Source organism: Flavobacterium sp. CG_23.5, from assembly GCF_017875765.1.
In the GTDB taxonomy this organism is placed as follows: domain Bacteria; phylum Bacteroidota; class Bacteroidia; order Flavobacteriales; family Flavobacteriaceae; genus Flavobacterium.
On record NZ_JAGGNA010000001.1, the window covers coordinates 53,125 to 65,655 of the forward strand.

Annotated in this window: 7 protein-coding genes; all 7 read right to left on the reverse strand. The window is 29.9% G+C overall.

Annotated elements, in window-relative coordinates; genetic code table 11:
* Positions 1-55 precede the first annotated feature (55 nt).
* The 7 genes from H4V97_RS00200 to H4V97_RS00230 all read right to left on the reverse strand — a co-directional run bounded on the left by H4V97_RS00200 (position 56) and on the right by H4V97_RS00230 (position 12,529).
* Complete coding sequence (locus tag H4V97_RS00200) at positions 56-2,599, reverse strand: tetratricopeptide repeat protein (protein WP_209548595.1); 2,544 nt, start codon at positions 2,597-2,599, stop codon at positions 56-58.
* A complete protein-coding gene (locus H4V97_RS00205) occupies positions 2,599-5,580 on the reverse strand; it encodes a nuclease-related domain-containing protein (RefSeq protein ID WP_209548596.1) in 2,982 nt (993 codons plus the stop codon). The genes H4V97_RS00200 and H4V97_RS00205 overlap by 1 nt, the downstream gene beginning before the upstream one ends.
* Positions 5,581-5,598: 18 nt before the next feature.
* The gene (locus tag H4V97_RS00210; RefSeq protein ID WP_209548597.1) at positions 5,599-7,155 is read right to left on the reverse strand and encodes a reverse transcriptase domain-containing protein; all 1,557 of its coding nucleotides are present in this window, start codon (positions 7,153-7,155) and stop codon (positions 5,599-5,601) included.
* A gap of 564 nt (positions 7,156-7,719) precedes the next feature.
* Entirely contained in the window at positions 7,720-9,300 is a 1,581-nt protein-coding gene (locus tag H4V97_RS00215) for an ATP-binding protein (RefSeq protein WP_209548598.1), read from the reverse strand.
* Positions 9,301-9,306: 6 nt separating this feature from the next.
* Positions 9,307-11,316, reverse strand: a complete 2,010-nt coding sequence (locus tag H4V97_RS00220; protein WP_209548599.1) for an AAA family ATPase — start codon at positions 11,314-11,316, stop codon at positions 9,307-9,309.
* Between the two features lie 5 nt (positions 11,317-11,321).
* Positions 11,322-11,537, reverse strand: coding sequence for a DNA modification system-associated small protein (locus H4V97_RS00225; RefSeq protein ID WP_209548600.1), 216 nt, complete (start codon positions 11,535-11,537; stop codon positions 11,322-11,324).
* Between the two features lie 5 nt (positions 11,538-11,542).
* Positions 11,543-12,529 (reverse strand): virulence RhuM family protein, encoded by a 987-nt coding sequence (locus H4V97_RS00230; protein WP_209548601.1) that lies wholly within the window; start codon positions 12,527-12,529, stop codon positions 11,543-11,545.
* Positions 12,530-12,531: the final 2 nt, after the last annotated feature.

A 12,531-nucleotide genomic window follows, 5' to 3' on the forward strand; every position in this document is an offset into this window, starting at 1 on the left:
TTTACTTTTTTTTATAAAACTTTATTACACTTTTTGCACTACTTCATTAATTGAATCATCTTTTTTTAAGTCCAAAAACTTTCCATTTTTCACCATTGAATACAACTTTAGCATCTACACCACAATTACTATCAATTTTACTATTTTCAATAATTTCTTTTGGAACATAATAATCTCCAATAAAACCAAACGATGGGTTTAATTGTATCTCATCTTCTTGATCTAAATCTTCCCAGTCTAAAGTAGAGCCATATTGCTTAAATTTTAGTTTTAATAAACCAGAGATGTCTTTCCTTAAAGCAGTTGTTGTCTCTTCAGTTGTATTAACTTCAATAGCTTTAAATATTATCCTATTCTGTTTTTTGTCTAATTTATGAACTAGTCTGATTTGAATAAAATCGCCTTCAATAGGTTTCAATTCAGTTTCTTCAAATCTAACTATTCCATGAATTCTGTTATTCACAACGTAATGAAATAATTTTTTATCCTCATTTATACTATCGATTATAGCTAAGTGTGAAATGAAATTATTAATTACTTCCTCCTGATTAACTTTCGTTATTTCTTTTAAGTCAATTCTTATTTCTTCTCTAATTTTCTTTTGAAACTTTTTTGCCTTTATAAAATCGCCTTTAAATAAGCATAAATTTTGCATCGGAAAAAACACTTCTTTATTTTCACTTGAAATTGCATGCACTATGTTTTTTTCAACATTTATATAATCCACAACTGCAATAATATCTTCCAAACAACTCCATTTGGGTTTATCAGAAACCTCGGCAAGCAATGGGAAATATTCTTGTTTAAAATGGTGTAAATTATTTTTATCTTCTACTAATTTGTTGTGAATTTTAAACTTAATAACTTGACCAACATCAATACTTTTCAAAATTGGAAAACGACTTGCATTTATTGATAAACTTAAATTATTACCATCTGTAAAACTTAATTTTTCTTTGTTTTTATCGTTTTTCCATTTCTCAACAAAAACTAATTCAGACCACGAAATATCTTGATAAGCAAAATTTTCTGCAACTGTTATATATTCATTATATAATACTAGATTGTCTTTCTTTTGAGTTTGAATATCCTTAACAAATACAGTTAATTCATGGAATTTATCTGCAACATTTTTATTATTTGTAATTCTATATTCTTGGTATCTATTTAGCTCTACTAATGCTTCTTCTAACTTGTTTTTTTTAATTAATTTGTCTGCTAAATCCAATCGCGTACTACCTAAAAAGTTTTCGTCTTTTTGAAGCTTAATTGCTTTTGATAACATTCCAATTGATTTATCTATATCCTCATCTGAGAACAATAAAGCAAATTCATGCCATGCGTAAGCTTGATCACCCAATTCAAGAACTAATTCTTTATATATTTTAATTGCTTCCTCAGTAGTCTCGCTTTTAGCTAACAAAATAGCATACTCACGTTTCAACCAAATATCTTTTGGGAACTTTGTAATAGCAGTTTTATAAACACTAATGATTTTATCTAAATCACTATAATGTGTACCTACCTTGATTAATTCGAAAGCTTTTTTTAATGCCTTGGTTGCTAAAGAAGGATAAATTTTATCCTCTTTTTTAATTTCTTTCCAATCGCTTTCAATAAAATTTTCTGGATTCCAATTTTCAAAGAAATTTAAAAAACGCCATTCCTCATTTTCTTTCATTGAAAACATAGCTGAATTTAAAATTTTTGAATGGATCTCTGAACCAGTTTGGTTTTTAAAAAGTAAATTATACTCCTCAAATATTTTCCAAAGGTCTGCTTTTCTATTTTCTTTATCGGCACTGAACAAATTCCAATAATAAGGTTCACGGAGTAATTCTATAATTTTTACTGGTGTGAGATATGGGATTCTTTCAAATAAAATATTACAATCAATTTGAACTTTTTTATCAATGAATTCTCTAAATATTCTTGAAATTAAAGATGGATACGTCTTACCGTCATTATGACTTTCATATACATCTTCTCTTCTAAGATTTTTAGGACCCCAAAGTAAAAGAAAGTTATACAAGTTAAATTCGGAATGTTCTTTGGAGAAATGTAATGCAAAATTTAAAAAAACAGAATGAACCATCGAAGGTCTTCCGTTTTTTAAATTCATATAATCTCTCATTAACGAACGTATTTCAAAAGAACTAATATTATTTTCTTCTGCCTTTATATAACGGTAAATTACCCACCCATACGCTTCGTGATGAACATCTAGCAACTCTTTGTTAATAAACATTGCTTTCATTTTACTTAAAGCAAGTTTGTGATTACCATTTTTACTTAAATTTTCAGCTTCTTGAATTTTAGAATAATTTATATCTATTTTAGGTCTCAAAAAGGTAATTTGACCACTGATAATATCATCAACATCCGTAAAATTTATTGCTGTTAATTGATTAAAATATTTTTGAGCTTGATTAAGGCTGTTTTGTGTTAAAGATGCCTTACAAAGATCTATTAAAGGCCATGCTAATGCACTTTGAGTCCAACTGTCATGTGGGTCAATTTGATAAAGTTTTAAGGCCATATCGAGTGCTTCTTGGATTTTTCCTTCTCTTCTTAATTCATAAACTGTTCTACTATCCATTACATTAACCATGATTTTAATTTATTACATAAATCCACTTCACTCTTTTCTAAAACCACTATTTTATTAATGAATCCTTTGGTTTTTTCTTTTTCACTAGTTCCATACCAAACACGGAACTTAATTTTACTTTCATTGTTATTAGCAGAAAAAATGTCTTGATTGTTATGACTTTCTAACAATTTCAGTTGGTAATTGTTTTCTTTAAGAATTTTAGACCATTTTGAATAAATAACTTTTCTAAAATCATTTGGGATTTCTAATGAAAAATCTTCCTTAGGCAAATTTTTTACTACAAATAAGCTTGCAATTACTTCTTCAATAATTTCTTTTTCTTCATTTTCTAATTTATCAATTCTAACATTACTAACTGCATATTGATCTTTCTCACCTTTGTTATCAATATTAAAAAAACATTTCTTATCAATAGACTGTGGTATTGAATAAATCACTTTTGTTAAATAGTCTGATTTTTTTTGGACACTTTCTAAAATATACCCTTTAGGTTCAATCTGTTTTGTTAAAGTGCATATTGTTCCTATGACATTTTCATTATTTAAGTCTGCTACTTTGTTTGAGTAAATGTTTTTTGGAATGAAATTTTGAAATTTAAGATAACCTCTTTTCGTTTCCTTAACTTCATTAAATCCATTAGAAGAATCTTCAAATTCACAATTCATTAAAGGATTTATTTCTTGAGGATTAATTATTGAAACAAGGTTTTCCGTAGTGGCGATTGATGTATATAGCCATCTAAAATATTCTGCATTATTGATGCCTTTACTTTCTCCTTGATAGCTGTTTATTATTGTTTCATTGAATGATGAGCCCAATGCTTTATGTACTGTTAAAGCCCAACCATAGTTTAAAAATACTGCATTTACGAAAGGATCATTTTCCCTAATGTAAGCTAATAATCTTCTGTCATATTTAGCTTTACATTTTGCAAGTATTTCTTTTCGAACTTTATTATTTGTTTTAATTACAATTTTTTTATCCTTAGGTAAATTGTAATTTGTTGCTACAATAACTAAAGCCTCTTTTTCTTCATTAGATAATTCAATGTATGCTTTATCCTGTTTTAAAAGTTTAAATTCTGCACTATCAACAAATGGGTTTTCCCCTTTTTGTTCATTCAATTTTCTATTAACGAAAACTCTGAAAGCAATTTTTTCTTCTTTAGAAAGACCATCATTACTTATAAAATGATTTTCTAGCATCCAGACATCTGTTTCTGGTATGCCATTTAAGTTTAAACACTTTACATTAATTTTTATAAAATTTAGATTTATAGGTAAAACACTTTGATTTATTTTTATTGGAAAACTCAAAGACTGCTTTATTTCATTTAATGTAAAATACATACCATTGATGACTTTTTTAGGTTGATTAAAGCCAGTGTCATCAGGAATATTTACATTGTTGTTTGCTATCAATAAATCTCCTTTTGAAAACTTTGTACTGTTATTTAAACAATTATTTTTTATCCACAAATTCGTTTTTTTTGCATCCCTTTTAGAATACATTAAAATTGCCTCTTTAGGTTCTATTAGTTTTGGTTCACTAAACCATTTCTTTAATTTAATTTCAACTTCCTGTTTTGTTATGTGGTATAAATCTGAACTATTCCAGTTGTATTTTAATTCATTAAAAATAGTATCTTCAATACTTTTAGCAATATTATAAACTATATCGATTTTACCATCATAATCCGTTTGAATTTTAGTATCTCTATGATGATTTATAGTACCAGTAAATAATTCAGATAATGTTTCAATATTTAGAGCTGCATCTTCATTTTTGCCGAATGATAATGAATAAGGATCTCCGATACAAATTACTTTTCTATTACTTTTTTCAAGATTTAAAAATTTAAAAATATCCTCTAAAAGTCTTCCACTTCCAAAGCGTAGCAAATCTGACTGGTTAAGACTTCTATTTATTAAATGTGCTTCGTGAAGAATAATCAGAGCATTTTCATCTATATATTCATTTGTTTTTATTGGGATTATTTCAAGTAATTTGGAGTTTTCATTTTCACCATCTTTTTCTACTTCCTCTTCATCTGATTGACTTATACCACCATAAATTGTTTTATAGATACTATTTACTTCTGTTCTAGTTCTGTCTGTGATTTTTTTACAAATTCTAGCTGAATGTCCCCAAAGTTCTATTTGAGGAATTCCGAAATTAGTTGCTTCCGCAAGCAAATGCTTCATCCATGCATCGCGACTTTTTATATTCATAGATTCTAAAACAAAAACACCGCTTTTCTTGTCTTTTAAAAAGTTATTTAATTCTTTTTCAACATCTTTTTCAATTTCTTGAAAGGTATCAATTATTATTGATGGTTGAACTAAAGCCTTTCCGTCATCCCATTTTTCAGCAGGAAATATTTTTTTTAAAGTGTCTGCGATGTCTAAAGTAAATGCATTTTTACTGGCAAATTCGTATAGAGGAGCTGCAATATCATTTTCTTGTATAATCTTGTAATAAGGTAAACTTCGTGGAATATCATTTTTTAAATCTAAGGGGCCTGAAAACACATTTGCAATGCATACTCTTGATGGATCTATATAACTGTTTAAGAAAATATCGTGTTCAACAATTTCATAAAAGGCTTGGCGATATGCTTTTAATTGTCTGAATGGATTGTTAAAATGAGAACCTGCTTTAATTTCAATTCTACCCTTGTCGATATTATTTTCAATATTCCAAGGATCCTTTTGAAAGCCATCAACATTGTCTGGAAGAATAATTGTTCCTTTATAATCTTTAAAATCAATTAATATTATACCATGATTGTAGCATAATATTGCATCTGCTCTAAACCTATGGTAGTTATCATTGAATGGATTCCCAATAAGAATACCTTCCCAATTTCTTTGAGAAAATATGCTTTTTAATTCCAAAGCAAATCTCCTGAATTGTTCATTCTCGTGGGTATGTTCCGCTCTATTATGTAGTATTTCTAAACTCATTTGTTAACTGTTTAAAAATTAAATTTTTAGTAGCTTTTCTAATTTATTCCAATGTCTTTTTGTTTGAGACTCAATTTTATTTGGAAACTTTATTTGCTGTGCTTTTTTGGCATATGAAATGAAATTACCCCAATCAAAATGCTGTGATATTTCAAAATACGTTTTACTTGGATTCCAAATGTATTTATTCCTTCTATCGGCACCTTTGTATGAAAATCTTTTTAACAATCTTGATTTGAATAGTTCTCCAGTATATTTGTTTAGAGGTTTATTTGAAAAATATTTTCCTCTTTTAATAGTTCTCTTCATTTTGCGATAATATCCCGAAATACTTGCGGATTTTATTTTTGCATCGAAACCATCAAATTCTAACCCTAAATAGATAAAGTTTTTATTATAATTTATTCCATTAGGAAATTCTTGACCACATTTTAAAATTCTCGAATGTCTTTCAAAATGAAAGATTTGTGTTTTTTTATCTTGAATGGTCAAACAACTATTCTTTATGTTATCTGCGAATTCCTTTATTACATCCTCTTTTTTATCTAATGGACAAATCGCTACCATATCATCGGAATACCTTCGGTAAATCCCTCCAATACTCTCCAAATATCTATTTATTTCATAATCAAAATCAAGCATGTAAATATTTGCTAATACAGCACTTATTGGAGAGCCTTGCGGAATTCCAAAGTCTTTTGTCACAGTATTTCCAGAATCATCTTTTACGAATCTTTGTTTTTTAACTAAACTTTTCCTTTTTGCTAAATACTCGTCTTTTGTACAGAAAGCAATTGCATTTGATTTTTTTAGGTATTTGATTTTTGAAACTCTCTTTCTTGTTATTACAGGTTTACAATTTGCAAAAGCTTTTACAAAAATTTGATTTTGAAATTCTTGAAAAATATCTACCAAATCAATGTAACTGAATCTAGTGATGTTTCTAAATACATTGAAATGATCATCGGGTAAAGGTTCGATTGTTAAACCTAAAACTTTTTTCCATTTTTCACGTAACAATTTGTGATTAAGATTGTCAAAAAAGCCTTTTATATCAAAAGCTATAGCTACAAAATTATCTTTTGGATATTCATTTATTGATTTAAAAACATCTACAGCAAAGTCGATATTACATTTGTGTTTTTTTGCACCAACTTTTACTGGTATCTTTCTATAAGCAGTTACCACATCTGTTAAGTTTTTATGTGACAGAATTGTTTCGTATTCTTTTGTCAATAACTCAGCATAATAACTATACACTAAAGCATCTATATGCCCTGCATAGTATAATTCTCTTTCTTTAGGTTTAGCAGCTTTACGAAATGTTTTTTTACCATTTAGATTAGTGTAAAGTAGTTTTCCACATACTTCACAATATTCTCTGCGGAACTTTCTAACTTTACTTTTTTTATGGATAAGTGGATAAAAATTATGAGCTGCTACTTTTAGTGGATTTGTAACGTAGGGTTCTATCCATATATGACGGTCTTTAGCCAACAAAGGATTGTCTATGTGTGGATATCGTTTTAGTTTAAACCAATCCTTTTCCTTTTTTATTAATTTGTTGACAGCCATATTTTTTTATTAAAGTGAAAAAAGAGGAGGTCGACGACGAAGCATTGCTTTTACTTATTTTTTACAACAAGTGAAGAATACATGCGTTATTGATGCCTAAACATCGCTCCTTCAAGTCGGGTAATTATTATTATATATTTACAAATTAAATTAATGAAAATGAAATCATCAACTATTTATAAGTCTATAACGGCTATATTATCTCTGACTGAACTGTTATGTTCAGCGCTGGAGATAACAGTTCTGCTCAGAGATAATTGTTATCAATTCTCTTGCATAACTGGAATTCAGTCATCACAACAGCGTTTAATGTTGCGCTAGATTGCTCTATACCATAAAACGTATTCTCCGGCTCCTCCTCTAATTTACTATTTCATATTTTTTATAATTTATAATTTAACCTATCTCAATCCAGCTGAATTATTTATTCCCTTCTGGATTGAATCTATTAAACCTTCAAAAATCATTGCCGTAAAATCTTCTTTGTATTAGATTTTATTTCTTTACCTTGTTAGTATTATGATCATAGCATTATAACCATTATTAACCAACCATGCTTCTATATTATATCAAATGTCTAACCTTGATTTTTTTATATTTTTTGCCAAAGCCCATTAAGATCGCATCATTATTTTTGATGATTAGTTCCCCTTTTTGAAGTCCTGCTATTGCTTGTTTAATATCGTTTAATTCATTGCCTGATACACCGTACATATCTTTCAGTACGCCATCGTTTATGGATTGCTGCTTCATGATTAAAGGGTATTGTGCATTAGCATAGAAATCAAAATATTTGCTCTTGTATGCATCCATATTTTGAGTTGCCAGAATGATACTCATTCCTTTGTTACGTCCTACAGCAATCAAATCACGAAGTGGTTTATTGTCAAAGCCTAACATATAATGTGCTTCATCAATAATCGTGAAATGTCTTAGTTCTACTTTTTCTTTATCATTGGCTTGTACCGGTAAGTTTTCGTAGATTGAGTTCAGTTTGGAAACAATAAAATAAACTATGGCTTTTCCTAATGGACCATCGTTTGGAAATTTGTCCATCTTAACAATAAAACTATTTCCAATCAAATCGATTCGATCTTCATTTGAAAATAGATTAGAGCGTTCTAATTGACTTAATACTGATTTTACACTATCTACTCTATCTTTTTCATTTTGAGGCTGTAAGTCAGTATAATGATCAATTATGATGGTGAAATTTATTGGTTTACCCTTCGTTTCTTTATATGCGTTTATAATTGCTTCTGATAGGCGATTACTCATGTTTGCACTAATCTTTGCACTATCGATTGCTAAAAGGGCATTAGCCAATGCGGTAGAATACATGTTGATTTCATTTTGTGTCTTACCCACAAAATCTTTAAACGGAGTAAATGGTAATGGCTCTACCATTGGATCTAAAATAGCGGTACGATCTAACTCAAAATGTTGCAACCAATCATTATTCGCTATATCTGAAAACTCTCCTTTGTAATCGAAGAAAAGGAAATTTACGGGATAGTTACTTTCTATTGAAAGGGAACGCATCTCGTTCATTAAAACGGCCAATAGATTTGATTTTCCTGAACCAGTAGTACCCGCAATCAATATTTGAGTATTGGTAACGTTCTTACTATTCATATCTAAGTAGGCACTTATATCTCCATCATAACTACCAATATTTAAGTTTAGCAACGGTATTTGACCTGCTTTGATGGATGCTGTAGTACTGACTTTTAACCAATCGTGTAATGTTTCGCCTTTCATCAGTAAATCATAACCTCTGAATATCTCAGCGTTTACAACTTTACTTTTTGTTATATTGTCTTCCCAATTGATGTCTAAATCGTGGTAACGTAACTTAATCATCGAGGACAAAATGCCATTTAAATTATGTACCGTAAATAGTGTTGGGTGAATACTATTAGACGACATTTGAATATTGAGGAGTTCCTTGTTTCTTTTCTCGGTATCTGACAACCCAGCAATTAAACAAATACGCATCAGTTTTGCATTACCTTTTGGAGTAACGTTTTTATGATTGTCTGTGTACTGTTTTAAATTGATGTGTTTTTCCAATCGCTCGCGCAAATCATTCATTTTTGAATTTAATGCCTCTGCTTGTCTTAAACCTGTTTCTATTGCTGCCATAACCGCTTAATTATATTTTTCAAAATACCCTTCGACAACATGTGTCAATTGGTTTTCTTTGTCTCTAACGAGTGTATATTTCTTTGAAATGAAGTTCTCAATTTTAGCCAAATCAATCGATTTTCTAATTTCACTATCGGTGCTTAATAAAATGGTTTGATGTGAAAGTTTTGGAAAATAATTTTCTAATAGTGAAGCCCTGCTGTTTTCATCTAGATAACCGAAAACGGTGTCTATCATTACTGGTGGATTGTAATCACCAAAATAATGCAATGATTTTAGTAATACTTGAATGATTATTTGTTTTGACGCAGCATTTAATTCGTCTAGATATATTTCGTTTCCTGCTTTGTGGTATATTTTAAAGGATAGATTACTTAAATCCTCTGAAAGAACTACGCGATCTATTTGGTCTTTATACACGACTAAGGTTGTATTCAAATCATTTTTCATTTCCTCTTCAATACGTGCTTTTTTGTTTATCAACAAAGCATTTGAAATTTTAGAAAATAAAGGGCCTAATTTTTTAAGTGCTTCCAGTTTAGGATTGGGTTCTTCCTCGTCAGACAAATCAAACCTTTTAATTTTAGCATCTAGTTTGTCGCTTTCAATTTTATAATTATGAAGAGCGTCTTTGTAGTCTTTAATTTTTAGTTCATTGGCTTCAAAGCTTTGTATTATATCTTCACTGCCACCAATATCGTTTTTTCTTAAATCTAGCAGCTGAATTCTTAAATTAGGCAAGGTGGCCAATTCCTTTTCTAGACTGCTTTTTTGTTGTTCTAGGGTAGTGTACTGGTTAATACTTGACCAACCCAATAACTGTTCAAAATAAGTGACATCTTTTTTATCAATGAAGTCGTATTCTGTTTTCTTATTGTTCTGGCTTGATTTTGTTAAGATGAATTTTGCAAGTGCAGTTTTTTGTTCTTTAGATAATTCCCCTAAGATTAAATGATGTTCTTTTAGGAATTCCAATACTCTGTCCGTCAATTTATTGATTTGTTCAGGGTCTATAAAATCACTGCTGATTTGTTGTCCTTTTTCTGAAAGGATTAGTTCTATTTCGTATTGAACAATGGTAACCAACTTTGGAATAAAAACCTGAATCTCAATATCATTTAGAAATTTTTCTGATTGCTCGATGAAGAGTGATTCTTTATTTAAAATATCTTCAATCTTTCTATCAACGATTAGGATTTGTTCTTTGATATCTGCTTGTAGATTTTTACCTTCTTTGGCACTTTCATAAAATTCCTTTTGAGAAATAGAGTAATTTAATGCTCTTTCATTTAGTGTTGCTGTAGATTCGATTAATTCCTGGTACTTCTTTTGCTCCTCTATCAGGTTTTTGTACTGTGTTCTTTCTTCCCCAATTTCTATGCTTTGCGCAATGTATTCTTGCGTAAGGGTATGAGTGGCATTTCCTAACTGGATGTATTTATTGAAACCCATTACATTTTCAATATTTTCTTTAATAACACGGTTTAGGTACTCGTCTTTCAACAAATTACCTGCTTCCATTGCATCAAAAAGGAAATATTTACTTAATTCTTGTGGCAGATTGGCTTTGATTATTTTATTTACTTCGGCTTCTTTTTTTACTCTTTCGGCGTGAGGCGTTGCGGTGCCATAATTAAAAATGTCCCCGTTAAGATTAAGCATTACGGCTTCTACTGGATTATTTTGAGCATTGATAGTATATAACCTTTTAATTATATATTTGTAATCAGTGTGTAATACTTTACCCGTAAAATGAATTTCTAATTCAATCTTGTTGCTACTATTACTGGAGGTTTTAGCTCTTTCACCAGCATTTTGTAATTTATTGAAGTGTTGTTCGTCTTTGACTTTTAGCCCATACAAAGCACTGTAAATAGCTTGAAACAAAGTAGTTTTTCCGCCACCGTTTTCTCCACCAATTAAGATTATAGGCTGCTCTTCATTAACAGTCAAGTCTAAATCTAGTTCCTGATAGGTTTTAAAGTTTTTGGCAATTATTTTGGTTATGAGCATAGTACTTATATTTTGTTTAAAGCCTTTTCGATAATTTTTTCAATCTTTTTGCTATCAATATCTTCATTATTGATCTTTAGATTGTGGAACTCTTTTAGTATGTTTTCTTGCATCCATTCAAAATCCAAACCTTGTTCTTCACAAAGATTTTTGATAATTTCCATATCGTCTTTACGAATACCAAAATGAATAAAAGTGGTGTCTAAGCCTTTATTTATCATAACTTTTACTTGTTATTGAGTTTTTTTATTTCCCGATCTAAATCAGAAATGTATTTTTTATCCTGTTCTACTCTGAACTGTTCGTATTCTGAATGTGCTTTCTCTACTGCTTGTTCGTGCGAAATATTTCCTGCATTTGGTAGTACTTCTAAGTCGTTACTTTCTAAAAACTTATTGGTTCGTTCTAACCAATCTTTCATATTCATTAATTGGTTTCTACGTGCTTGAAACTCTGCCAAATCTAAATAGGCACTGACCAATAAATTCAAATCGCCAATTTCATTTTCCTGCAAATAGTTCTTTGCAATGGTCACATCGCTTTTTAAGACCTTGCCTTCTGGTGCTTTTTTCCAAGAGGTTAAACCCATAAAATCTTTGGTTTTATCGGCACGAGTGTAGACAATTTCGGCAGCTGTTTTCCCGGTTATAGCAAAATGCAGTTTGTTTTGGACCATTTTGTAAAACAGCTTTGTTTCTTCCGCTTCTTTGTTGTAATCAGCGCTGCATTGTTCAAAAATATCACCTAGTTTTTGGTATAACCGTCGTTCGCTTGAGCGAATTTCTCTAATACGCTCCAGTAATTCATCAAAATAATCTTTACCAAATGGTTTTCCGTTTTTGAGCATTTCGTCATTCAAGACAAAACCTTTGATAATGTATTCTTTAAGCGTTTGTGTAGCCCAAATACGGAATTGTGTGGCTTGTTTTGAATTTACTCTGTAGCCAACCGCTATTATAGCATCTAGATTGTAAAAAGAAGTAGTATAGTTTTTACCGTCTGATGCAGTTGTTTCCATTTTGGAAACAACTGCATTTTCGATGAGTTCTCCCGACTCAAAAATATTTTTCAAATGCTTACTTATGGCAGGCACTGCTACACCAAAAAGCTGCGCTATTAGCTTTTGGGTAAGCCAAAAATTATCCTCAAAATAAGTTACATCTATTACTACATTGCTATCTTGACTTTGATAAAAAATAATTTTGTTTACCATGG

Excerpts from the sequence above, each read along its gene's own strand:
- H4V97_RS00200 (WP_209548595.1), bottom strand. The coding sequence starts at position 2,599 with ATGGATAGTAGAACAGTTTATGAATTAAGAAGAGAAGGAAAAATCCAA.
- H4V97_RS00205 (WP_209548596.1), bottom strand. The coding sequence starts at position 5,580 with ATGAGTTTAGAAATACTACATAATAGAGCGGAACATACCCACGAGAAT.
- H4V97_RS00210 (WP_209548597.1), bottom strand. The coding sequence starts at position 7,155 with ATGGCTGTCAACAAATTAATAAAAAAGGAAAAGGATTGGTTTAAACTA.
- H4V97_RS00215 (WP_209548598.1), bottom strand. The coding sequence starts at position 9,300 with ATGGCAGCAATAGAAACAGGTTTAAGACAAGCAGAGGCATTAAATTCA.
- H4V97_RS00220 (WP_209548599.1), bottom strand. The coding sequence starts at position 11,316 with ATGCTCATAACCAAAATAATTGCCAAAAACTTTAAAACCTATCAGGAA.
- H4V97_RS00225 (WP_209548600.1), bottom strand. The coding sequence starts at position 11,537 with ATGATAAATAAAGGCTTAGACACCACTTTTATTCATTTTGGTATTCGT.
- H4V97_RS00230 (WP_209548601.1), bottom strand. The coding sequence starts at position 12,529 with ATGGTAAACAAAATTATTTTTTATCAAAGTCAAGATAGCAATGTAGTA.